The following is a 24,203-nucleotide window of genomic DNA, read 5'->3' as shown; positions in this document are numbered from 1 at the left end:
TTAATTACATGAAATCAGCACAAACATTCTTGACTGAGTTTTTACCAACTGTTCGATAAATTTTTATTGCGAATTTCCTGTCTGCTGACAGGCAGGCATGTGACCATTGAAAAACAAACTATATACACATGAAATACCTCAAATTTTTATTAATCTTATGCGGACTTAGCGCCTGCTCTGTCTCCGAGAAGGCCAGCACAAAAGATGAAATACTATGGGACAGCTATGGTGTTCCACACATTTACGCTTCCTCAGATTCCAACCTATATTATATGGCAGGTTGGGCGCAGATGAAAAACCATGGCGATCTGATTTTGAAACTTTACGGTGAGGCCCGCGGGGTAAGTGCTGAACTTTGGGGAGACGGTTTTGAAGTCAATAAAAATATGCACCATCTAGGTATTATTGACTAGCTTGAAACTTCTTACGAGAACCTTGCGCCCAAGTACCAGCAAATGCTATCCTCGTTTGCCGATGGAGTCAATGCTTACACTGAAAGGCATCGGAGCAGTCTGAACGAAGAATATCTAAAAATACTTCCCGTACGGGAAACGGACCTGATAGCCCACTACTTCAGGATTATCAATTATGAGTTTCTCATCAAGGGGGAATTGCAGGCTGCTCAGCGATTAAATGCAGGATCGAATGCATGGACCATTTCTGGTAAGAAAACTTCAACCGGTAATGCCATGCTGGTAGCCAATCCACACCTCTGGTGGGCAGAACCAATGCTTTGGCACGAGCAGCAATTGATTACCGATGACCATAATCTGTACGGGGTTTCACTAGTAGGGCAGCCAAGTATCGTTATTGGATTCAATGAAAATGTATCCTGGACGCATACTGTGAACCCGATGGACAACACGGACTTCTATGAAGTGAAGAAAAACGGCAACAGCTATTACTTAGATGGAGAATACCTGCCATTCGAGGAGAGTAGCTACACTGTCAAAGAATTGAAAGAAGATGGCACTATCGTAGTCCACGAATTGAACCGAAAGAAAACCAGACATGGTGTGGTAATAACAGATACAGATGATACGGCCATAGCCATGCGCTTTGCACAAATGGACGGCTATACCCCTTTTTTGGAACAGTACCACCTTATGGGCAAGGCTAAAAACCTGGATGAATTCAATGAGGCCCTTTCATTGAGGCAAATGCCTTTTCTCAATACACTATATGCAGACAAGAGCGGCAACATCATGCACCATTTTGGGGGTCTGATCCCTAAGAAGAACGGAGACTGGAACAAATGGCAGGATGTTGTCCCGGGAGACTCAAGTGTAAACATCTGGACCCGTTATTACGAAAGTAATGAGCTGCCAATGGTGGTGAACCCTCCTGGAGGCTGGCTGCAAAACGCGAATGAACCTCCTTTCCTCAATACAGTACCAAGGGTGTTGAATGCCGAGCATTTTGCTTCACATGTTACACCTGAAATAGAAGGTCGATTTTATTTGAGACCGCAGCGGTCAGCGAGACTGCTTCATGAAAATGATAACATCAGTTTTGACGAGCTGGTAGCTTTAAAGCATGATAATAAAGCTGAGTTTGCTTTACGAATACAAGATGACTTGGCGGAACTGAAAAGGCAGACATCTGATTCACTTGTTTTGGCCGCTATTGAAACCATAACAGATTGGGACGCAACCTACGATAGCCAAAGTTCGGGAGCTATTTTTTTTATGGAGTTCGTAGATACTTGGGCAACACAAAAAGCGGTCTCATCCAGAGGTCTGCTGAACGTAGGGTTTGAAAAACAATGGACGATTGATGATCCCCTTAAAACGCCAGATGATTTTAAGAACCCAGAAGAAATGATAGGAATACTCAAAACGGCAGCTCAAATGCACCTGGAAAAATATCCTTCACTTGAAGTACCTTATGGAGACTACTACCGCTTGAAAAGGGGGGAGTATGAGTATGCCGCTACTGGAGGTAACCAATCACTGGGAATTTTTAGGATTCTTTCGGCAGTGCCTGATCCGGAAAACAAAGACCATTTCACTGGGTTTTTTGGAGATTCATTCGTGATGGTTGTGGAGATGGGCGAAAACATTAAAGCGAAAGGCCTGCTCTCCTATGGCAATTCTTCCAACCCGGACAGCCCCCACTATGGAGATCAACTGGAACTATTCAGTAAAAATGAGTTGAGGGACATTTGGTTTGACCGGGCAAGCCAGGAGCAGCACTTACTTAGAAAAGAATGTATGGAGCGAATGAATTAAATGTAACATTTTGAAAAAAATATGGGAAATTGTGATTGGAAACGATTAGAACCAAATACCCTGCATTCGCTTTCCAGCCAAGGCAGGGTAAAAAGTCACCCAAATGATCGACATTGGCAAAACCTTGAAAAATTATTAGATAAAAAACGCCAAAAGAAACAATGCATTATGAACTAAAATTTGCAGCATAAAGACATTTAAAAAAAATATTCGCTGCACAAATGAATTAAATACAGCACTTAAAAAACCTAAACAAAAATATTATGGACACAGCTAATGAAAATCAAATCAATCCTTCCAAAATAATGCAAATTGGAATGGGGTTTTGGGCATCAAAAACTCTGCTCACAGCAGTTAACATGAGGCTGTTCACACATCTCGCAAATGGTACAATGACAGGTCAGGAAATTCAAAATAAATTAGCATTAAATAGCAGGTCCCTTTTTGATTTCCTCGACACTTTAGTGGCATTGGGGTTTTTGAACCGTTCTGGATTAAAGGAGAATGCAGTATATGGTAATTCAGACGATTCAGCCTTGTTTTTAGATAAAAACAAACCAAGTTATATAGGAGGTATATTAGAAATGTCAAACAATAGGTTGTATCCTTTTTGGAACGACTTAGAAGAGTGTCTAAAAACTGGCAAACCACAAAATGAGACTAAAAATGGAGGTAAACCATTATTTGAAGCCATTTATGCAAATGAAGACAGACTTAGAGAGTTTATTCATGGCATGGGTGGTGTTCAAGCCGGGAATTTTATGAAGCTAGCCGATGATTTTGATTTTTCAATATATAATACACTTTGTGATGTTGGCGGCTCAGGAGCTAATCTTTCCATACACATAGTAAAAAATAATGGACATATTAGGTGTATTTCATTTGATCTGCCTCCTGTAAGCCCAATAGCTAAAGAAAATGTAGAACATTTTGGATTAAGCGACAGAATAGAAGTCCGTTCAGGAGATTTTTTTAAGGATGAATTACCACGTGCAGACGTTATCACAATGGGAAATATTCTTCACGATTGGGGTTCTGATGACAAATTATTGTTAATAAAAAAGGCATATAATGCCTTACCTGAAGGAGGAGCTCTTATTGTTATTGAAAATATCATTGATGATGAAAGAAATAAGAATGCTTTCGGATTAATGATGTCCTTAAATATGGCAATCGAGACAGATCAAGGTTTTGATTTTACAGCCTCCGATTTTACCCAATGGGCAAAAGAGGTAGGGTTTAGTCGAACAAATGTGATGCCTTTAACCGGTCCATCAAGTGCTGTTATCGCATTTAAGTAGGAACATTTACTGCATGGTTTCTAATAGTCCATTATTGTTTTCTTCTAATTAACAAGCATCATGATGAACAACCAATAAAGAATGTTAAAATATTTTAGAAAAATTAGGCAAAATTTGCTTTCAGAAGGTGAAATGGGAAAGTATCTGAAATATGCAATCGGCGAAATAATATTTGTGGTGATTGGGATTTTGATTGCGCTACAAATAAATAACGTTAATGAAGTTCGTAAAGCAAATAACCGTGAAAGAGCTATTTTACAAAATTTGATTCAAGAGTTAAAGGCAGATCCATTTCCTATTGTAAGTGTCCCTTAAAACCGCTACTGTTAAAACTAGAATATAACCGTAGAATAAAGGATATGAACAGAAGTCGATTTTCCTAGGCCAAGGTGGTCAAAATTTTTAAACAGTACAAAACAGTTGAGGTTAAAATTAGGACCCTTTTGTGATTAGAAAACGAAAGCACAATTAATCCCATTCCGCAATTGCTTGCTGGCCAGTAATATTTTCAAGTCCCCTGATACCAACATTTAAAGGGAACCCTTTCTCCTCATAGGTTAAATCCCATTAACTCGCCGTTTTTTGGAACTATCATATTCTTTGTTTAATAATACAACCAAAGGTTTGAGCCTATAGATATAGAATACCTCTTGAAAATTACTTTAACTTAGTTCCACACATAAAAGATGTATAGGTCATATGATCTATACACAACTGTTACATATCATTTAAACCAACCATATGAAAAACTATCTTTTTTTACTAGCAGTATCATGTTTGATATCTTGTAAACAGCCTGAAAAAACCATTACCGAAAACGAAATCCTTTGGGATACCTATGGTGTTCCGCATATTTACGCTACTTCTGATAATGACTTGTACTACATGTCTGCTTGGGGGCAAATGAAAAATCATGGAAATCTCATCTTAAAACTCTATGGAGAAGCTAGAGGTACGAGTGCAGAGTTGTGGGGAGAAGGTTTTGAGATTAATAAAGCACTACATCATTTAGGGCTTTATGAGCAATTACAACCTGCCTACGATAACTTATCGCTAGAACATCAGGAAATGCTTCAATCTTTTGCTGCGGGGATTAATGCCTATGCCGACAAAAATGTTGATGAGTTAGACGAAAAATATAGAAAGGTATTACCTGTCACACCATATGACATTATTGCCCACGGTTTTCGTGTGGTGAATTATGAATTTCTAATTCGCGGTACTTTCCTATCCAATCAAAAAATAGAGGGTGGATCAAATTCATGGGCACTTTCAGGAAGCAAAACTGCTACTGGAAATACCATGTTGGTAGTCAATCCTCATCTACCTTGGTCAGATCTATTTTTATGGCATGAACAACAATTTATTACCAATGAATATAATATGTATGGTGCCACCCTTATTGGAAACCCTTCGATAACGCTTGGATTCAATGATAATGTTTCGTGGACACATACAGTAAACACAATTGATAACACAGACCTGTACGAAATAAGAAAAGAAGGGAATACCTACTTACTAGATGGTGAATATATTCCATTTGAAGAGCAAGACTATTTCATCAAAGTGTTACAGGAAAATGGTACTCTAAAGAATATTGAATTTACAAGGAAGCGTACTAAACATGGTATTGTAATCAAAGAGACTGAAGATACTGCACTGGCGATTCGATTCGCGCAGATGAATGATTTGACACCATTAATCGAACAATATGATTTGATGTCGAAGGCAAAAAGTTTAGACGATATGAAAAATGCACTCGCATTAAGACAAATGCCTTTTTTGAATACGGTCTATGCTGACAATGCTGGGAACATAATGCATCATTTCGGTGGTCTTGTACCTAAAAAGAATGGAGACTGGGATAAATGGCAAGGTGTAGTATCTGGTGACTCAAGTGCAGATATTTGGACAGATTATTACGAAAGTGATGAGCTGCCCACGGTTGCCAATCCCCCGTCTGGCTGGCTACAAAATGCCAATGACCCACCCTTTGTAAATACGATTCCTACTGTTTTAGATCCTAATGATTTCGCATCACACATTGCACCAAATAACATGAGATTTAGACCACAACGAGCGGCAAGGTTAATGCATGAAGAGGATAGTATTTCTTTTGATCGTTTAGTGGAGTTAAAGCATGATAATAAAGCAGAGCTTGCATTGCGCTTACATGATGACCTTCTTGCTTTAAAAGATCAAACGTCAGACTCTTTGGTATTGGCCGCAATTGATGTAATGACAAAATGGGATGGTTCGTTCGATGCCAATAGTTTGGGTGCTCTATTCTTTATGACCTTTACCAATACTTGGGCATCTGAAAAGCAGACAAGTCCGTTTCAATTGAGTTCTCTTTTAAAGGACACATGGCAATATGATGATCCTATCAATACACCTGACAAATTTGTGGATAATGACGAAGTAATTGGCATCATAAAAAAGTCTGCTCAAAATCATTTGGCTAAATACACTAAACTTGAAATTCCCTATGGTGATTATTACAAACTTAAAATGGGTGATTTAGAGTATCCCGCAACGGGAGGTCCTCAACATTTAGGCGTTTTTAGAATTGTTTATGCAAATCCAAACGAAGAAGGAAAGTTCATTGGATATTTTGGTGATACTTTCGTTCTTGTTCTTGAGATGGATGAAGAAATAAAAGCAAAAGGACTACTGACTTATGGAAATTCATCTAACCCGAATAACAAGCATTATGGAGACCAACTAGAAATGTTTAGTAAGAATGAACTAAGAAATATCTGGTTTAAACGAAGTGATCAGGAAGCGAATTTGGAATTAAGAGAAAATAAAAACGATATGTAACAATGGCTATAAGTAATTGCTCGTTCTCGCCTACTTCTTAAAATCCGCTAGGATTTTCAGTTTGGTGTGTACTTGCTAAATTAACCGCTAACCCACACAACTACTCATAGCCGAGACCGTTGGGTGCCATTTAAAAACAGACTAATGAAATATAAAAATGTAACAATTGCAGGAGGTGGAATATTAGGAAGTCAAATCGCTTTTCATACTGCTTTTCACGGCTTTTCGGTAACCGTCTATGATATTTCTGATTCTGCTTTGAAAAACTGCAAAGAAAGAATGACGCTATGGCAGAAATTCTATCAAAAAGACTTGGGAATATCGAATGACCAACTTCAAAAGATTTATAAAAGTATTGCATTTAAGACAGACTTAAAATCTGCCGTGAGTGAAGCAGACCTAGTTATTGAGGCAATTCCTGAAAACATAAAAATAAAGTCTGATTTCTATGAAAAACTGAATCAATTTGCACCCAGCCATACTGATTTTGCCACAAATTCCTCTTCGTTACTACCAAGTTATTTTGCAAAAGCCACAGGAAGACCAGAGCAATTTATCGCACTGCATTTTGCAAATCGTATTTGGATTAGGAATACTGCCGAAATTATGGGGCATTCCAAAACATCATCAAAGCTATTTGATGATATGATATTATTTGCGAAGGCAATTGGAATGGTTGCTATTCCTGTAAAAAAAGAACAGCCAGGTTATGTGCTTAACTCATTGTTAATGCCATTCTTGAGGGCAGGACTCAATCTTTGGGCAAATGATGTGGCAGAACCTCATTTAATAGATAAAACTTGGATGATAGCAACAGGAGCGCCAAATGGACCATTTGCTACATTAGATACTGTTGGATTAAAAACATCATTATACATTACTAAGGCACATTTAAATGAAAATTCAGATATAGAGACCACAAAACTTATAATTTCTAAATTGGAAGGAATGGTTGCTGAAGGTAAACTTGGCACTGCCTCTGGACAAGGATTTTATAAGTATCCAAATCCTGAATTTCTTAAGGATGACTTTTTGAAATAAAATATTAAATAAATAAAAATGGACACCCAACAATAGCTATAATTCATTGTGGTTTTGTGCCACACCAAAATAAAAGTATAAATCAAACGGCTGGATTTCGCCGGAATAATCCTGCGGATGATTCCACAACGAAATCATAGCCGAGACCGTTATTCTCGATTAGAAGATAGTCTCGCAATAGGAACCTTTTAAGAAACTGATTTTTTAGTTCTGGGAAGAAAATCACCACAATGTAATTCCAAATCTGGATTTTTTCCTGGACATGCTAAAAGATGGATGCATAGATTTTTTCTATACTTTCAATTTCCTCTTGGGATAATTGATCAAATTCTTTTGTCCATTTGTTTTTCGACAGTTTTCCGCTGTTTTGATCGAAAAGCTTGATCAACAGATCTACTTTGTTATCGGGCAAATTGACCAACGCATTGATTTGATGAGTCATTTGGTCATATTTTTCCAGAAAATCCAACTCTTCGGGGATAATCTTCTCAATGGTCTCCTCGACACATTCATAAAGAAACTCTGTCTGCAATGTGGCATCAAAATAACGATAGAGGTCGATGGTGTCGTTCAAGATTTCAACGTTGTGGTCAGGGGTAGGTTTCCATTCAATCAAATCAAGTCTGGGTGATGAGAAGTGTTCCAATATATCTTGATACGCTCCGATTCGATTCAATATGGCTGCTGAAATCGGAAAAATCATATCCCTCTGGGTGTAGCCCATTCGGACCAAAATGTGATGTATGATATATCGATGTATCCTGCCATTTCCGTCAGAAAGAGGGTGGATGAACACAAAACCAAAAGCGATACTGGCAGCCGCCAAAACTGGGTCATAGCCACTGCCTTGCAGGAGATTGTTGGTTTCGATCAATCCACCAAGCAATGATTGCAAATCTTTTGCCTGGGCCGAGATATGATCAGGCATTGGAAGTAAGCTCTCACGGTCATGTTCACCGATAAAACCTTCGCCTTTGCGGATGCCCATGTGCTTTAATTTCTTGGTGCCGATTACAATATCCTGAAGACGCTCTATCTCTTCAATCGTCAACGGCTTTTTACCTGCCTGCCCAATAGCCTTGCCCCAATTTCTGGCTCTCATGTTTGGAGGATATTCCCCCTCGATGGCAAAGGATGCCTTCGAATCTTTCAACAAAAGAAATGCGGCCGTTCTGCGAATCAAATCCTTGTTTCTTCCTTTTAACCCTTTTTCCATGATTTCAGGAAATTTTGTTAACGTGAAAGCCTCCAGTTTTTTGGTCTTACGTATCATGGGACAAAATTCCCTGGTACCGGGCAAGTTATTCTTTACCCGATGCCTCGTACTATTTTCAACAGGACCCACATATTGATGCTTGGGGTTTACAACTTCAACATAATTCCCGGTTTTTAAGTCGGGAATGTCCAGGGTTTTATCGAAAAGCCATTCATATAGGAACCAAATCCTTCTGGAATATTGGCCAGTAGGCTCGTTCTGCATCATGCTCATTACAGGGGTATCACCGACTGCTAAAAAAAACTCTTTTAAAATGAGCAAATCAAGACCTTCGTACTTTAGCGCGAAAGTGAGATGGCCAATGGCACTATCCTCGGGCATATACCGTTTTGCAAATACCTGCCATTGCGGCGTATTGTACCGCTGTTGTTTTTCTGTTATAATCGCAAGTCGCTCTGGTAGCGGCAATCGTCTATTTCTTGTATCCTCGATAATTTGTAGCAGCCAACCATACCCGATCAAAATTCCTTCCTCTGGTAAGACCCTATCGTGAAAATTGATTTTTTTTCGTGAAAATTGATTACTCATAATTATGTTTCATGAAATATAATTACAAATATAGCATGAAAGTCGGTTACTTTTCATGAAAAACAGTTATAAATGGTAAAATAACATGAAAACGTGTTTCATGTTTATGAAAAAGAGTTAGGCTAAACTGATAAGCCTTTCCAATTTCAATAAACTGACATTTTTGGTGTGGATTATGGAGCCAAAAGCGATGCTTATTTCTGATATATCTTTTGAAAAGAATTCAATCAAAAGAGATTGATTCGCTTAATACTTAGGTGGTGATATTGAAATCACCGCCTTTCTATGCGCCAATAGTTTTACGAGATACGCCATTGTCGGTGGCAAAGGTCTCATAACTGCGATGCCCCGAATTTATACGTAGCTCTTTAATGCGTTTCGAAATAGCTTTCCTTCTTTTATGGTTGTTTGGATTCATCTTCGGGGATGAATTCCCATAAAACGCCAAAATAAAATTACGTGCTAAAGAGCATGCCATCTCACTTCATTCTCTATAAAGGTTTTTCTTAAATTTACGAGGGTCTTGGGACAAAAGGTATGGCCATCGACAGTACTTATAACGTATGAGGCGCAATGATGAATCCCGGTGAGGCAGCACCTCACACACCATAAATAAGCCTATTAACAGTAATGCTAGCCAAAAATCATTCATCAATCCAAAATCGTTCAAATGAAAAATCAAAGAAGTTTTTTACTATTGCTTCTAATAGCTTTTACCCTATGCTCTTTTGGGCAAAATCTACCTAGTCTTATTACTGACAGGAATATCAACTCCACTTTCTCAATTCTGGCTTATGACGAAAACGCGCAAGAATGGGGAATTGCAGTAGCTACCAATAACATTTATGTTGGAAATTCCACAATTTACATAGAACCTAAAGTAGGTGCATTTTCGGTTATTGCGGAGACTGAACCTAAATATGGAATTGAGGGAATTGAAAAACTTAAGGAAGGTAAAACTGTGGAACAGGCAATCCTTGAGATTAGGGATAAAGACAATCAGGCGAATTATCGGCAAATATCAGGAATAGACGCAAATGGAAATGTTTTTGCTTTCACAGGTAGTTCCTTGAAATATTGGAATGGCCATACCTCAGAAATTTTAGGTGAAAATTACGTTGCCATCGGCAATCAACTCGACGAAAATGTACTTTATAAAATGTCAGAAACCTTCGAAACTTCTACGGGGACCTTGGCGCAACGACTTTTGAAAAGCTTGATTGCAGGGCAAGAAGCTGGCGGACAAATCTCGGGAAAGCAGTCAGCTGCTATCGTAGTGAAAGGTGCAGAAAATGAATGGTATAATCAGATTGACCTCCGTGTTGACAATTCAAAAAAACCGATAAAAGAACTGGAAACCTTAATGGACTACCACTATGGGAGAATTCGTCTCAACCAAGCACTTTTTGCAAATCGAGAGGGAAATGAAAAAAGAGCAACACAAAAATTGAAAGAGGCAGAATCCATGTTAGACGGTTGGACTGGAATGTATGCAAAAATTGCACGTGCGAACATCGCTCTGGGAAGGGAAGGTCCCGCAATTAACTGGATAAAGAAAGGACTTGCAGAAAACCCAAAATGGTCGGTTTATCTACCTGCTTTTTACTTTTTAAGAGAAAGTCCTGAAATGGAATCAATTATAAAACCAGGAAACTTTAGCGTTACGGATTGGGAAAGTGCTATGGGAATGTTGAGTAATCTAGGAAGGGAATTAGAGGTAATTGAGTTGGGAAATCGACTTATCTCTAGAAAAATCGAATCCTCTTACTTAAATTTTTTGCTTGGCAGGAGCTATTTCTATGAAAAAGAGCGGGACAAAGCTATTGGATATTTGGAAAGAGCCATAGAAATTGACGGTACAAATATCGAGGCTGAAATTCTCTTGGAACGATTACGGAAAAAATAATTAGAAAAGCACGACTGCTAAAAAGGGCCATAATTGATAGCTGATCTGTTGGTAAAGAGAAAGAACTATTATTACTTTTCTTATGGCTCGATTTCGGTTTGAAAGTTGCTTCGGAAATTGCAGCAACGAAATCATAGTCAAGGCCGTCCATGGCAATATCCCTTCGGGCACGCAAAAGTATGTGCGACGGGCACCCCTTTTGCCCATCGCCATCGATGCGCTTTGTGGATTATTAAAATTAGACCCCCAAGAGACTGTGGAAATTATGACAATTATTGCCAAGTATATCATAATCCTCTTCGGCATTTTCCTTATTGGAGTTTGGTTATTAATACTCCTAAAACCAACAGAGGCAAGATAGAATTTGCGGAAGGCTGGTAGTACTAACTTGATAAATTACTCTGAGATTACGATTTGTATGATATCTGCCGCGGGACTCGTCATTTATTCAAAATATTCAAAATTTCCAGAAATATCCAGCTATATCGGTTGGTTCATGATGGTAACCTCTTTGGTTTTATTATTCGTGCCACAAAGACTTCATCATGCATATGAAGCAATGTGCGCTAACATACCCGCCCCTGTACTAATTAAAATAATATCTCCTTTTCCATTAACTTTTGGAGTGGACATATTCTATTCAGTGGCTTAAATCAAGCGTTAGGAACCTAGTCATAATCATGGACGATGTACAAAATTCGATATGCACATTGTCTTGTTTAGCACTCTACCAAAAAATTTGTACTACGTCCCGCTTATATCAATTAAATAAGCCCGGAGACCACAGCGCCACATTTAGGCATCGTTGACGGCAATGTTCCAGGGCTGTAAATGGAACAATTTCTGGAAATTTATGTATTTTCAAAGAGGGTTACCTTCAATTACCTCTTTGAGGCACTTCCACTTACGATAAATCAAGTTGATTAATTGGTTAATTTTATTCTCCGGCAAGATATTTGATTATCAGTCATAAATACTTGTTGAAGCGAATTGCAATGAATACAAAACTACTTATAGAGTACTTCCACAAACTTCTTCCGTTGGATGAAGAAGAAATGGCCGCCGTTGATAGGTTTTTCAAATTAAGAAAAGTTAAGAGAAGACAATTTATCCTTCAAGAAGGAGGCGTAAGCGCGGTTAATACCTTCGTAATTGAAGGCTGTTTCCGAATGTTTATGGTTGACGAAAATGGAAAGGAACACAATCTTCAGTTTGCCATAGAAAATTGGTGGATCGGTGACATTGGAAGCTTTCATAGTGAAGAGCCATCCCGACTTTATATTGAGGCATTGGAGCATTCAACAATTCTGCAAATAGCCAAAGAAGAGCAACTTAGACTTTTTGTTGAATTCCCAAAATTCAACCGAATTTTCAGGGTATTGACAGAGAATGCTCTTGTGAGCGCCCAAAGAAGAATTCTACACAATATTAGTTCTACTGCAGAAGAACGATATCTTGATTTTGTAGAACGATACCCGTATTTTTTCCATCGAATTTCTAATGTACAGATTGCCTCTTACCTTGGTATGACACCTGAATTCCTAAGTACCATTCGAAAGAAACTCGCAAAATCTTAAAATACCTTAAGGTTATTTCTTAAACTGCCTTATAGGCAAGCTCAATGTGGTTTCCTGAACTTTGTTTAGAACAAAATTGAAAATCATGAAACGTTTAGTAGTACCCGCTTTGACCTTAGTTATACTAATGTCGTGTGGTCAAAAACAAAATCAAGAATCAAATCAATTGTCTAAACAAAAAACTGAAATCATGCAAAAAGAGGAAAAGCAAAAGATTGAAAATTTATTGAGCAAATATGAGAAGTCATTGAACACTTCGGATGCCAATTTGGCCCAATCGCTCTACACAAAGGACGGTGTTTTTATGCCCACGGAGGCGCCTTCGGGAATAGGTTCGGAAGGCATTTTGAAATCCTACGAATTCGTCTTCTCGCAAATCCAACTAAATATTGAATTCTTCATTGAAGAAATCCAGGTGGAGGGAAACATGGCCTTTGCTGTCACCAGTTCAAGGGGAACCGTTAAAATCCATGCAAAAGCAGTTGAGGTGCCCGAAACCAATAGAGAACTTTTTGTGTTTGAAAAAATAGGTGGAGCATGGAAGATTGCCCGATATATGTTCAATAAAACTGAACCAAAAGAATAGTGAGATTGCCATTATGCTGGTTCAAACCCGCAAGGGTTAAGCATTTGATTGGTATTTCGATCAATGGGTTGAACAGAGGTGGTTTAAAAGTTAAATTCTTTTAAACCACCTCTGTCTTTTTGCTATCGGCAAAATTTCCACTGTCCCCAGAAACCAAAAATTAAAGGACTTTTTCCACCCTGAAGAAAACGACTTGCGTAATGATATTTATGATTGGGTTCCTTTTTTTACATAATAGTTTGCTTCCCGCCCTTTTATTTTCAAGCCCTATTATTGTGCGTTCACTGATTAGGTCGCATTCATACTCGACAATTGCTGCAAAAAACTACGAAAGGAAATCTTCCATTTGCAGACTCTGTACCAAATTCTTGTTCGCCCAAACTTTTGAAGTAAAGACCGGCCACCATTAAACTTATCTATGAGTTCGATTTTTTTTTTTTTTTCAAGGAACGGAAAACTCTATCATTTTTGGAAGCAATAACGGTGTCTCCTTGACCCATATATTTAATCAGTTCGTTAAGGCCTTTTTAATTGTCCCTTGAGACACTGGTAACGTACGAGTGGATCTCTTCACATCTACTTTTGTTTAGAAATCCATGTGGGTTACCAGATTTGCTTCTTTGTGGATATCATTGCAAATCCAAATTTCATGGCCGATATCGTTATTCGGCCTTTCAAGGGCCATTTATTACTGTAGATGGGTGGTTGAAAAAAAGGTAATCTGTGATTTAAACTAAACAGCGTATGTCGTGGTGTCTAAGTACTTGACTTCTGCAAGTCTGGTACAATGAAAAAGAAACAAATCTGCGGTTTAAAAGAGTCAATCCAAAATAAGTCTGAATTCATATGCCATACCCAATCAATAGGTACATTTCTAGTATTTCCAATGAATTTTGTTTTAAGAAAGGTACCCGCTATAATCCTCCGGGAGCTCCGCATCGATATCCCTGAGATAGGCGATGAGGGCCTTGAGCGTGGAATGGCCAGTAATCAACATTAATTTGTCACTGGTTTCTGTCTGGGAATATTCTTTGCGCAGCTGTCGGTAAAGTTTTGTGATAAAAGTATGCCTAAAGGAATACAGGGTATAGTCCGTGCCCAGCTGGAACGATTTTCCATGTGCTTTCAAAAATTTATTGTACTTGGCCTTCAGGTCCTTGAACCTTTTGGTGAAATAATCCCTTCTGCTTTCTTCCGATGATTCCCACGGTCCGGTGCCCTTGGGGGTGAACAAAAAATGATCGGAACTGGAAAAATCCAGTTCGTGGATTTCGTTGATGACGATATTTGGGATAATCTTGGTCTTGACCAATTTGTTCTTTGCCCTTACATGGAGTAGCTTTTGCTTGATGTTGATGTCCCCTAACCTGAGACGGCAAACTTCTATCGGGCGCAGGAAATTATAGGATATGAACTTGATAAAGAGCAAAAGGATCGGGTCGTGCTCTTCCATGAAGTTGAACATACCGTCGACGACCTCAAGGGAATACGTCTTGTTGCGCTTTGGGTTCGATTTTAGGACCTTGATACTGGCCACAAAGTTCCTTGGGATAATATCGTTGGCTTCCAGCTCTGCGAACAGGGCACTGAGGACCACCCTGGTATTGTTACGGTTCCTAGCACTGCTGGCCTTGAGTATCCCATTGAGGTAAGCGTTCACCAGTTTCTTGTCCAGTTCCAGTATGTTCCGTTGCAGATAGGCCCTTTTTTCCAGGTACCTTTTAAACTGGCCCAGCCGACTGCGGTAGTCCCTATCGGAGGAGTTGCTCAGGGAGGTTTTCTTGAGCCCATAGGCAAAATCCAGTGCCGCCTCCACGGAGTATTTGTTCTCGGCCCTGAAGTTGGAGCTATATGGGGAATAGCCATTTTTAAGGGCATCGTGGAGCGCCTCCCGGACGAGTTCGAAATGCATTAGGCGTTCCTTTTTGTCCTTGTACCTGCGGTTGAACTTCATGGTGATGTTCGGCTGTCGGACCATACGTGGGTTTCCGTGCCGGTCCTTAAGCTCGGGGTGCTGGTAGGAGTAGTAGATGTACCAGCGTTTTGAGAGGTCGAAGGACTTCCCCCCGTGGTAGAGTTTAGGCTCGGTATATTTCTTGCTGATGCCCATTTTTTGTGCGGTCGCGTGTACGCTTTGCAAGATACCAAAAAAATAATCCATTGAATTTAGATTTAAAAATCTGGTTTTCAATGGATTATGAAGTAGCGGGACCTGGACTCGAACCAGGGACCTTCGGGTTATGAGCCCGACGAGCTACCTACTGCTCTACCCCGCGATATCGGACGGCAAATATACAACTCTTTTAAACATATTTCCAAATTAGTGAGACCCTGATTTGAAAAGCTAAGCGAATTCAAATCAAAAGATCGAACTAATGCCGAGCGAAGTCGAGGCATCTTTTTTGATATTCATTAAGAGGTTGCAAGTCTTGATTTGAATTGTATATCTTCGGACCATGGAGCAACTCAATGATTTTTTGGTAAACGCCATATCCGCAACCGAATGGCCCATGTTTATCTTATTGATTGGTGGAGGTCTTTTTTTAGTAGGGTCTTCAAAATTTCTTCCGTATCGCTATTTTGGCCATGCTATTGCCATTACGGCTGGGAAATATGATGATAAAAAAGCAAAGGGAGATGTTAGTTCCCTTCAGGCATTATCCGCTGCTGTTGCTGCCACCGTGGGCTTGGGAAATATCTCAGGAGTGGCCATAGCCATTCATGATGGAGGTCCTGGAGTGGTTTTTTGGATTTGGATGACGGCATTGATCGGGATGTGCATCAAATTCTATTCATGCAGTCTGTCCATAATGTACCGAGGAGAAGATTCAGATGGAAAAATGCAGGGAGGTCCTATGTTTTACATAACCCAAGGACTGGGAAAAAAAGCCAAACCCTTGGCCATCTTTTTTAGCATTGCGGGACTCTTTGGTTTTCTTGGTGTTTTTACGGCCAATCAGTTTACCGAAACCTTTATGAGTGTGGTTGTTCCTGAAGAGAGCTTGATGGCTTTGGGAGGTACGGAAACCGACCCTTTGTTCAACTGGAAATTGACCATAGGAATTGTACTGGCGATAATTTCTTCCTTTGTGATTTTTGGAGGGTTAAAGAACATTGCCAAAGTGGCAACAGCTATTGTGCCCTTTATGGTCATGGTGTACTTGATTGCAGTAGTAATCGTGATGGTTTTGAATGCCTCACAGGTCTTACCTGCCTTAAAACTGATACTTTCTGAAGCATGGAACTTCAAAACAGTGGTCACCGGAGGTTTTTGGGGCTTGGTAATTATTGGGGTACGTCGGGCTATGTTTTCCAACGAAGCGGGATTGGGAAGTGCCCCCATGTACCATGGGCAATCCAAAAATGATGAACCCATACGGGAAGGACTGGTAGCTATGCTGGGCCCTTTTATTGATACTATTCTGGTATGTACCTTCACCGCGGTGGTCATTATTTTAAGTGGCGCCTATTTAGAGGATACTAGCGGTATTGTGATGACCTTGCAGGCCTTTAGATATACTTTGGGAAATTTTGGCGATGACTTGTTGATGATTATTGTTTCTGCTTTTGCCCTTTCCACGCTTTTTACGTACTCTTATTATGGGGTGAAGAGTCTCTCCTTTTTGACCAATGCCAAAATTGGGAAGTTATATAATGTCTATTTCGTGATTATGATAGTGTTCGCTGCTATTGCTTCATTGGAAGTAGTTAAAAACCTAATTGACCTTTCCTATGCCCTGATGGTCATTCCGAACATGATAGCTGTCTTATTGTTGGCACCTAAGGTGAATCAAGCGGCAAAGGCATATTTTATTAAAATGAAAGAACAACGTGCATAAATCCGGATTTGTAAACATAATTGGAAACCCAAATGTTGGGAAATCAACCTTTATGAATGCCATGGTCGGGGAGAAGCTCTCCATCATTACTTCAAAGGCTCAGACCACGCGACATCGGATTTTTGGAATCGTTAATGGGGAGGATTTTCAAGTGGTTTTCTCGGATACTCCAGGAATCATCAAACCGGCTTACGAACTTCAATCCTCCATGATGGATTTTGTAAAATCAGCATTCGAAGATGCCGATGTGCTGATTTACATGGTCGAAATAGGGGAAAAAGGACTTAAAGATGAGAACTTCTTCAAAAAAATCTCAAATAGCAAGATTCCTGTTTTGTTGTTATTGAATAAGATTGATACTTCCGATCAGGCGCATTTGGAAGAACAAATACAGTATTGGCAGGGTCTGTTGCCCAAGGTAGAGATATTTCCCATTTCCGCTTTGGAAAACTTCAATGTGAAAGAGGTGTTTAATCGTATTCTCGAATTACTTCCAGAGGGACCTCCTTATTATCCCAAGGACCAACTTACAGATAAGCCCGAACGCTTTTTTGTCAATGAAACCATTCGGGAAAAAATATTACTGCAATACAAAAAAGAAATTCCCTATGCTGTGGAAGTGGAGACTGAGGAATTTTTGGAAGATGATAAGATTATTAGAATCCGTTCGGTAATTATGGTAGAGAGGGATACACAAAAGGGAATCATTATCGGCCACAAAGGGAGTGCCCTAAAAAAAGTGGGGGTGGAAGCTCGTAAGGATTTGGAAAAATTCTTTGGCAAACAAGTCCATATTGAACTCTATGTTAAGGTAAATAAAAATTGGCGCAGCAATTCGAATCAATTGAAACGTTTTGGTTACAATAATTAAAGCTTTTTTTAGTATTTGAATAACTATTACTTCATGTTCGGTTTAGACCTTCCAAGGAAATTTAAACCAAACAAAATGAAGAATTACTTTAAGCTATTACTCCCCACATTTTTAATCTTAACCTGCTTTTCCTGCGATAAAATAGACGACTTTTTAGGTGATGGTGGCACCGATGATGAACAACCAACCGATGATGCACCAGTTACTTCAGTTGACTTTAGCTTTGTGAATACCTTTGATGTAGATGGTGAAGACTCTGCCGAAATCTCCGCGTATGACCCGGATACTCAAAGATTATTTGTTACCAACGGTGCTTTGGACGAAGTAACCGTATTTGATATTTCAGATGTCAATTCTCCGTCACGTATTGGCTCGGTAAACTGCCCTAATCCGGGTTCACCAAACAGTGTGGCCGTAAGTAATGGTATTCTTGCAGTGGCCATTAGTTCCGTAAATGAGCAGGAAAATGGCTTTGTGGAATTCTTCGACACTACAACTTTGGAAGAAATTGGTATAGCTCAAGTAGGGGTACTGCCCGATATGGTAGCCTTTACTCCAAATGGAGAATACGCCCTTACTGCCAATGAAGGAGAGCCTAATGATGAATATACGGTTGATCCAGAAGGAAGTGTCAGTATCATCAAGGTGGAAACCATGGAAGTCACCACTTTAGGCTTTTCTGGATTTAATGCACAAGAAGACGCATTGGAAGCAGCTGGCTTTCGTGTTTTCGGACCAGGCGCAGACCTGGCAGCAGATGTAGAACCAGAGTTTCTGACCATCTCAGATGATGGTACAAAGGCTTGGGTTACGCTTCAGGAAAACAATGGAGTTGCTGTTGTAAACTTGTCAACTATGCAGATAGAAAGTATTCTTCCTTTAGGATTTAAAGATTATTCCCTTCCCGGAAACGAAATTGACCCTAGTAATGAGGATGGTAGAAAAGAATTGAGAAGTGTTCCTGTTTTTGGAATCTACCAACCTGATGCCATCGCTTATTATAATGTGAATGGAATGGACTACATAGTTACGGCCAACGAGGGCGATGCTAGGGATTATGATGGTTTTTCCGAAGAAGAACGTATGGCAGGCTTGGTGTTCGATGCAACCGCTTTTCCAGATGCTGCGACCCTTCAATTGGATGAGAACTTAGGAAGATTGCAATCCACCACAACTCTAGGTGATATTGATGGCGATGGTGACTTTGATGAACTCTACAACTACGGGGCACGTTCCTTTAGCATTTGGTCAGGAATGGGCCAGCTGGTTTACGACAGTGGAAATGACATTGCAGAAATTACATTGGACCTCACGCCAGATGCGTTCAATGGCGGTGACAATCGTAGTGATGACAAAGGTGCCGAACCTGAGGCAGTGAGCATCCTTGAAATAGGTGAGCGTCAAATTCTGTTTGTAGGTTTGGAACGTAACAATCAAGTTATGGTATACGACATAACCAATCCAAGCTTCCCAGAATTTCTACAATTGCTATTTGTTGATGGAGACGTAGGTCCGGAAGGTGTTCTTCCTATATCAGCAGAAGATAGCCCTACGGGAAACGATTTGCTTATTGTTAGCAATGAAGTGAGCGGTACTGTAACCATTTATGAAAACAACTAGTTTTTAGTTTCTGCTTCATAATTTATTAATGTTTATCAGAAGGCGTGAGACCTGTTTTCACGCCTTTTTGATTTTTAGGACCTTGAAAAATCCTGTATCAAATCTTCGAGGAAAGTATTTAATTGTTTCATTTGATCCTTACCTTGAGATTTACCAAACCTTCCAACTGCATATAGCGCAAACCAAAGCACAACCAAGAAAACCATCCCAACTATCCAAAGGGTAATATCATCGCCAAGTGAATGTTTCGAATATGCAAAAATGCCGAGAATCACGAAGAGAGTGCCTATGCCAAAGTGAAGAAACATGAAAAAGGTCCATAGGGTAGGGTTGGGACCGAACACTCCATGTATAGTACTTTTATTTTTCTCAAATGATGTAAGTTCTAGATGAAGTTGTGGAGACCAAAAATTGGTATGTTCCTTTCGAAATCGCAGATAAATATGTTCATCCAAACGTTTCAAAATGAATGGAGCCTCGGAAGTCCTATCAAAATTCTTCTTCAAAGATTCCAAATCCGTGATTAAATCAATTTTAAATCGCGGACGAAGTACTATGTCATTGGTTAGGTTGCTCATATTCCAAAGGCATGCACAAAAAAGGTAACGTTTTTTCTTTATAAATAATGGTATTTTTGCCGAAAATAGAAACGCATGGGGGCCATTGTAGCTGTTGTTGGTAGACCGAATGTTGGTAAGTCCACTTTCTTTAATCGATTGATTCAAAGGAGAGAGGCCATTGTTGACGCGGTAAGTGGTGTTACACGTGATCGTCATTATGGGAAGAGTGATTGGAATGGAAAAGAGTTTTCTATTATTGACACAGGCGGTTATGTGGTAGGAAGCGATGATATTTTTGAGAAGGAAATTGACAAGCAAGTGGAATTGGCCATTGATGAAGCGGACGCCATCATCTTTATGGTGGATGTTGAATCTGGGGTTACCGGGATGGACGAGGAAGTTGCCAGACTTTTGCGAAAAGTGGATAAACCCGTGTTTCTTGCTGTTAACAAGGTGGACAATGCCCAACGTTCCACGGATGCAGTAGAATTCTATGCTTTAGGACTTGGAGAGTACTATCCGCTTTCCAGTATTAACGGGAGTGGTACGGGAGAATTATTGGATGCTTTGGTCGAAGTATTACCCGAAAGTGAGGAAGAGGAAGATGAGCTTCCAAGGTTTGCCGTGGTAGGAAGACCGAATGCAGGAAAATCATCTTTTATTAATGCATTGATAGGCGAGGACCGATATATTGTTACGGATATCGCAGGTACAACACGAGATAGCATTGATACACGCTACAATCGTTTTGGGTTCGAATTCAATTTGGTAGATACTGCAGGGATTCGAAGAAAAGCAAAGGTCAAGGAGGATTTGGAATTCTATTCCGTAATGCGTTCCATACGGGCTATTGAACATTGTGATGTTTGTTTATTGGTTCTTGATGCTACCCGAGGTTTTGATGGCCAAGTACAGAATATTTTTTGGCTGGCTCAGCGTAACAATAAGGGTATTGTGGTTCTGGTCAATAAATGGGATTTGATGGAAAAAGAGACCAATTCCGTTAGGGACTATCAGGAAAAAATAAAGAAGCAGATGGAACCTTTCACGGATGTGCCCATTTTGTTTATCTCGGTGTTGACAAAGCAACGTATTTACAAAGCCATTGAAACAGCGGTAGAAGTCTATAAAAATCGTTCCAAAAAAATCCCGACCCGTAAGTTGAACGATGTGATGTTGCCTATTATTGAACACACACCACCTCCAGGTTATAAAGGTAAATACGTAAAGATTAAATTCTGTACCCAGTTACCTACGCCATACCCACAGTTTGCGTTTTTTTGCAACTTGCCCCAATACGTTCGCGACCCCTATAAACGATTTTTAGAGAATAAACTAAGAGAGCAATTTGACTTTTCAGGTGTACCCATAACCATTTTTATGCGGAAAAAATAGGTTAGCTTCCCGAAGCGGGCCTTATGTTCACTTTTTGTTGAATTCGATTTCCATAATCGTCCATGGCGGAAAGAAGATATTCACCCGTTTGAACATCCAATATAAGTTCGTGGAAGTCTTCTGTGGAACCTACATAGGTTCTGTCTAGATACCAATGTACTCGGGTTTCTTCTTGTTGATGAGCCAATTTAAATATAACCTGGGTCGAATGGTTCCCTAAATCTTTGGGTACCAGAATGTCTTCACTTGGTTTAGGATAAATAAAGGCCATTCTTTGACTTTCTTCGGAAGTGCATTCACTTAAGTAGGGGGGTAGGATTTTGTAATTGGGATTGGATGAAGCATAGTAGTATTCCATTATTGGAGGAAGAACAAACCATGTTTTGCTGACCATATCTTCCATGGGATAACATCCAGAATTTACTCGAAACGTCCCAGCAACATTGAAAAAATGCTGTTGATGATAGGGGCATGGTTTACTTTTCAGACCGTTTTTTGGAAGCAATTGCTCTTCCGTGTTTTCACAAAAAACCGAAGCAATGGAACCACTTTCCTTGCAAATGGTGATAGATTTGAGTTCATCGTACGGTTCTTGAAACCACCCACTATAAGGCAACAGGTCCAAAACATCAAATAGGATGGGAGCCGCAGCCTCAATACCTGTTAATCCAGGTCTTCCTTCCCCATCAGCATTACCGGCCCAAACGCCTATGGCATACTTTGGGGTAACCCCTACTGCCCAAGCATCCTTGAACCCGAAGCTGGTTCCTGTTTTCCAAGCTATAGGCTGTGACGAGTCAAAAAACTGCCAATTCTCTGCACCTTCAGGTCTGTTAACTTCCCTTAAGGATTTGAATGTATGGAAAATGGCGCCAGCATCCAAAATGGGAGCTTCCCGTTGAACATCCCCAAAAGAGACAGCGCTATTCAACAAATAGCTAGGTTCTGCAAATTCATCCGTTCTATAAGTGCTCGAATTATCTACAAAATGATTAAGTGTAGATGCTGCTGACGCATAGGTTTTTGTAATATCCCATAGTGAGCTTTCAGCACCTCCCAAAATAAGGGCAAGTCCATAGTGGGAGGAGGGTTTGTCTATAGTGCCCAAATTCATCTTTTTCAACTTGTTATAAAACTTTTGAAGCCCATATGAGCGCAATAGACGAACCGCAGGTACATTGAGCGAACGAGAAAGCGCTCTACTGGCCGATACGGCCCCTATATGCTTTTTACTGAAGTTTTTTGGATGGTAGCCGTTTATTACGGTGGGAACGTCTTCAACTAAAGTATTGGGCAACAATTGGCCCTCATGCATTAAAGAGGCAAACAAAAAAGGCTTTAATGTGCTGCCAGTACTCCTATTTTTGGTTATAATATCCACATAATTGCCATGGTCCCTGTTGGTTGGCGCATTGCCCACATAACTCAATACTTGGCGGGTCTCAATGTCCAAAACCAAAATGGACAAATTGTTTATCTCGTTACTTTTAAGCCGATTATGGTGGTTTTCTGCTACAGTATTTACCTGTTGTTGCAAAGACATGTCAATTGATGTCTGTATGCGTTTTCCAGGATGTTCCAGTTTAATTCTTTCTGTGAGGTGGGGTGTAATATTTGGAAGCTGTACAGGTTTTTGGGGTAAAGGTTCCGCAATAGCAAGTTCATAAGTAGTTTGGTCCATATGATTTTTATCCCACAACTTTTTCAGTAAACGGTTCCTTTTCTGTAATAGGCGAGATTCATTTCGACCTGGGAAAATCAATGAAGGTGCGTTGGGTAGAACTGCAAGAGTGGCGGCTTGGCCCCAGCTCAATTCGTGGGAAGGAATGCCAAAATAGCGCCATGAGGCAGTTTCCAGCCCCACTACATTGCCGCCATAAGGCGTATTGGAAGCGTATAACCTCAAAATCTCATCCTTGGAATATTTGAATTCCAAGCGGGTGGCCATAAATAACTCAATGGCTTTTTCAAAATAGGTTCTGGGTTTATTTTTTCTGCTTAGTCGAATCACTTGTTGGGTGATGGTACTCCCCCCTCTTCGTGTCTCTTTCGTAAGGTTGTGAATCAAAGCATTGAGAATGGAAATGGGATTGAATCCTGGATGTTGATAAAAGTATTCATCCTCAAAAAGTAGGACACTTTGTTTAAATCGTTGGGGAATTGAATCGACTTCGGGGAAACGCCATTGCCCATCATCCGCAATTCGTGCACCCAGTAAAAATCCTTCAGAACTGGTAACCACTGTGGAAGTAGGCTCTTTAAACAGTTTTTTCGGTAAACAAAATAGCCAAACCAGGAGAACCGTAAGGAAACCTAAGGATTTTATTGGGTTCCGAAGCAGAAATCTTTGTATGGACCTCACCCTTTTCATTGGCAGACAGGTTCGATTTGCCCTGAAAAAGGGTTGCTACAACTACTCTTGGTCCATAGGGTAATCTTCATAAAAGTGTTCGAACGTTTTTTCCGTGTGATAATCCTCTGTGAGCACGCGATACACTAAAAACACCACCAAACCCTGACCAAAAATCGTTACATAAAATACCCAACTGAAGGGGAAGTTCATACTCGCCATGATGACCAAGGTTACCAAAACCAAAGTTGTAAAGGCTACTAAACTCATTACTGAAATTTTCATACCATTTTTTTGAA

17 protein-coding genes, 1 tRNA gene and 1 pseudogene are annotated in these 24,203 nt (G+C 39.9%); 13 read left to right on the top strand and 6 right to left on the bottom strand.

Annotated features, from left to right (window positions below):
* The first annotated feature begins 128 nt into the window (after positions 1-128).
* The 5 genes and pseudogenes from CLV81_RS00390 (at position 129) to CLV81_RS00370 (ending at position 7,396) form a co-directional block, all read left to right on the top strand.
* Positions 129-2,231, top strand: a pseudogene (locus tag CLV81_RS00390) (penicillin acylase family protein).
* A 263-nt stretch (positions 2,232-2,494) separates the two neighbouring features.
* The gene (locus CLV81_RS00385; protein WP_106143103.1) at positions 2,495-3,532 is read left to right on the top strand and encodes a methyltransferase; all 1,038 of its coding nucleotides are present in this window, start codon (positions 2,495-2,497) and stop codon (positions 3,530-3,532) included.
* An 81-nt stretch (positions 3,533-3,613) separates the two neighbouring features.
* The gene (locus CLV81_RS00380; protein WP_106143102.1) at positions 3,614-3,847 is read left to right on the top strand and encodes a DUF6090 family protein; all 234 of its coding nucleotides are present in this window, start codon (positions 3,614-3,616) and stop codon (positions 3,845-3,847) included.
* Between the two features lie 426 nt (positions 3,848-4,273).
* Positions 4,274-6,355, top strand: coding sequence for a penicillin acylase family protein (locus CLV81_RS00375; RefSeq protein ID WP_106143101.1), 2,082 nt, complete (start codon positions 4,274-4,276; stop codon positions 6,353-6,355).
* 144 nt (positions 6,356-6,499) lie between these two features.
* The gene (locus tag CLV81_RS00370) at positions 6,500-7,396 is read left to right on the top strand and encodes a 3-hydroxyacyl-CoA dehydrogenase (RefSeq protein ID WP_106143100.1); all 897 of its coding nucleotides are present in this window, start codon (positions 6,500-6,502) and stop codon (positions 7,394-7,396) included.
* A 265-nt stretch (positions 7,397-7,661) separates the two neighbouring features.
* Here the strand turns inward: CLV81_RS00370 and CLV81_RS00365 are convergent, their stop codons facing one another.
* Positions 7,662-9,200, bottom strand: coding sequence for a Fic family protein (locus CLV81_RS00365; RefSeq protein WP_106143099.1), 1,539 nt, complete (start codon positions 9,198-9,200; stop codon positions 7,662-7,664).
* 670 nt (positions 9,201-9,870) lie between these two features.
* Between CLV81_RS00365 and CLV81_RS00360 the strand changes: the two genes are divergently transcribed.
* From CLV81_RS00360 to CLV81_RS00345, 4 genes are all read left to right on the top strand, one after another.
* The gene (locus tag CLV81_RS00360; RefSeq protein WP_106143098.1) at positions 9,871-11,106 is read left to right on the top strand and encodes a DUF1028 domain-containing protein; all 1,236 of its coding nucleotides are present in this window, start codon (positions 9,871-9,873) and stop codon (positions 11,104-11,106) included.
* A gap of 82 nt (positions 11,107-11,188) precedes the next feature.
* A complete protein-coding gene (locus CLV81_RS00355; RefSeq protein WP_106143097.1) occupies positions 11,189-11,467 on the top strand; it encodes a hypothetical protein in 279 nt (92 codons plus the stop codon).
* A 634-nt stretch (positions 11,468-12,101) separates the two neighbouring features.
* A complete protein-coding gene (locus tag CLV81_RS00350) occupies positions 12,102-12,683 on the top strand; it encodes a Crp/Fnr family transcriptional regulator (RefSeq protein WP_106144836.1) in 582 nt (193 codons plus the stop codon).
* Between the two features lie 85 nt (positions 12,684-12,768).
* The gene (locus CLV81_RS00345) at positions 12,769-13,269 is read left to right on the top strand and encodes a YybH family protein (RefSeq protein WP_106143096.1); all 501 of its coding nucleotides are present in this window, start codon (positions 12,769-12,771) and stop codon (positions 13,267-13,269) included.
* 898 nt (positions 13,270-14,167) lie between these two features.
* Here CLV81_RS00345 and CLV81_RS00340 read toward each other — a convergent pair.
* Positions 14,168-15,223 (bottom strand): tyrosine-type recombinase/integrase, encoded by a 1,056-nt coding sequence (locus tag CLV81_RS00340; RefSeq protein WP_245911867.1) that lies wholly within the window; start codon positions 15,221-15,223, stop codon positions 14,168-14,170.
* A 249-nt stretch (positions 15,224-15,472) separates the two neighbouring features.
* Positions 15,473-15,545 (bottom strand) — tRNA-Met (locus tag CLV81_RS00335).
* Positions 15,546-15,725: 180 nt separating this feature from the next.
* On the opposite strand from CLV81_RS00335, the gene CLV81_RS00330 reads away from it, so the two are divergent.
* The 3 genes from CLV81_RS00330 (at position 15,726) to CLV81_RS00320 (ending at position 19,599) form a co-directional block, all read left to right on the top strand.
* Positions 15,726-17,108: an alanine/glycine:cation symporter family protein gene (locus tag CLV81_RS00330; RefSeq protein WP_106143095.1), complete on the top strand. Its 1,383-nt coding sequence runs from the start codon at positions 15,726-15,728 to the stop codon at positions 17,106-17,108.
* Entirely contained in the window at positions 17,101-17,979 is an 879-nt protein-coding gene (era, locus tag CLV81_RS00325) for a GTPase Era (protein WP_106143094.1), read from the top strand. The genes CLV81_RS00330 and era overlap by 8 nt, the downstream gene beginning before the upstream one ends.
* A gap of 75 nt (positions 17,980-18,054) precedes the next feature.
* Positions 18,055-19,599, top strand: a complete 1,545-nt coding sequence (locus CLV81_RS00320; protein WP_106144834.1) for a choice-of-anchor I family protein — start codon at positions 18,055-18,057, stop codon at positions 19,597-19,599.
* Positions 19,600-19,673: 74 nt separating this feature from the next.
* Here the strand turns inward: CLV81_RS00320 and CLV81_RS00315 are convergent, their stop codons facing one another.
* The gene (locus CLV81_RS00315) at positions 19,674-20,177 is read right to left on the bottom strand and encodes a GTP-binding protein (protein WP_106143093.1); all 504 of its coding nucleotides are present in this window, start codon (positions 20,175-20,177) and stop codon (positions 19,674-19,676) included.
* Positions 20,178-20,252: 75 nt separating this feature from the next.
* Here CLV81_RS00315 and der point away from each other — a divergent pair, with 75 nt between their 5' ends.
* Positions 20,253-21,554, top strand: a complete 1,302-nt coding sequence (gene der, locus CLV81_RS00310) for a ribosome biogenesis GTPase Der (protein WP_106143092.1) — start codon at positions 20,253-20,255, stop codon at positions 21,552-21,554.
* Between the two features lies 1 nt (position 21,555).
* Here the strand turns inward: der and pbpC are convergent, their stop codons facing one another.
* Positions 21,556-23,925 carry a penicillin-binding protein 1C gene (pbpC, locus tag CLV81_RS00305; RefSeq protein ID WP_106143091.1) on the bottom strand — a complete coding sequence of 790 codons (2,370 nt, stop codon included), beginning with the start codon at positions 23,923-23,925 and terminating at the stop codon, positions 21,556-21,558.
* Positions 23,926-23,967: 42 nt separating this feature from the next.
* The gene (locus CLV81_RS00300; RefSeq protein WP_106143090.1) at positions 23,968-24,189 is read right to left on the bottom strand and encodes a hypothetical protein; all 222 of its coding nucleotides are present in this window, start codon (positions 24,187-24,189) and stop codon (positions 23,968-23,970) included.
* Positions 24,190-24,203: the final 14 nt, after the last annotated feature.

Source organism: Flagellimonas meridianipacifica, assembly GCF_003001695.1.
Lineage (GTDB): Bacteria > Bacteroidota > Bacteroidia > Flavobacteriales > Flavobacteriaceae > Flagellimonas > Flagellimonas meridianipacifica.
The sequence above is the reverse complement of the archived record's forward strand: the minus strand, read 5'-3'. Positions and strand labels throughout refer to the sequence as shown.

What these genes read in the sequence shown, in the direction of transcription:
- pbpC (WP_106143091.1), bottom strand. Translation starts at nt 23,925, where the DNA reads ATGAAAAGGGTGAGGTCCATACAAAGATTTCTGCTTCGGAACCCAATA.
- CLV81_RS00345 (WP_106143096.1), top strand. Translation starts at nt 12,769, where the DNA reads ATGAAACGTTTAGTAGTACCCGCTTTGACCTTAGTTATACTAATGTCG.
- CLV81_RS00340 (WP_245911867.1), bottom strand. Translation starts at nt 15,223, where the DNA reads ATGAAGTTCAACCGCAGGTACAAGGACAAAAAGGAACGCCTAATGCAT.
- CLV81_RS00365 (WP_106143099.1), bottom strand. Translation starts at nt 9,200, where the DNA reads ATGAGTAATCAATTTTCACGAAAAAAAATCAATTTTCACGATAGGGTC.
- CLV81_RS00315 (WP_106143093.1), bottom strand. Translation starts at nt 20,177, where the DNA reads ATGAGCAACCTAACCAATGACATAGTACTTCGTCCGCGATTTAAAATT.
- CLV81_RS00385 (WP_106143103.1), top strand. Translation starts at nt 2,495, where the DNA reads ATGGACACAGCTAATGAAAATCAAATCAATCCTTCCAAAATAATGCAA.
- CLV81_RS00350 (WP_106144836.1), top strand. Translation starts at nt 12,102, where the DNA reads ATGAATACAAAACTACTTATAGAGTACTTCCACAAACTTCTTCCGTTG.
- CLV81_RS00375 (WP_106143101.1), top strand. Translation starts at nt 4,274, where the DNA reads ATGAAAAACTATCTTTTTTTACTAGCAGTATCATGTTTGATATCTTGT.
- CLV81_RS00380 (WP_106143102.1), top strand. Translation starts at nt 3,614, where the DNA reads ATGTTAAAATATTTTAGAAAAATTAGGCAAAATTTGCTTTCAGAAGGT.
- der (WP_106143092.1), top strand. Translation starts at nt 20,253, where the DNA reads ATGGGGGCCATTGTAGCTGTTGTTGGTAGACCGAATGTTGGTAAGTCC.
- CLV81_RS00370 (WP_106143100.1), top strand. Translation starts at nt 6,500, where the DNA reads ATGAAATATAAAAATGTAACAATTGCAGGAGGTGGAATATTAGGAAGT.
- CLV81_RS00330 (WP_106143095.1), top strand. Translation starts at nt 15,726, where the DNA reads ATGGAGCAACTCAATGATTTTTTGGTAAACGCCATATCCGCAACCGAA.
- CLV81_RS00300 (WP_106143090.1), bottom strand. Translation starts at nt 24,189, where the DNA reads ATGAAAATTTCAGTAATGAGTTTAGTAGCCTTTACAACTTTGGTTTTG.
- CLV81_RS00355 (WP_106143097.1), top strand. Translation starts at nt 11,189, where the DNA reads ATGGCTCGATTTCGGTTTGAAAGTTGCTTCGGAAATTGCAGCAACGAA.
- CLV81_RS00320 (WP_106144834.1), top strand. Translation starts at nt 18,055, where the DNA reads ATGAAGAATTACTTTAAGCTATTACTCCCCACATTTTTAATCTTAACC.
- CLV81_RS00360 (WP_106143098.1), top strand. Translation starts at nt 9,871, where the DNA reads ATGAAAAATCAAAGAAGTTTTTTACTATTGCTTCTAATAGCTTTTACC.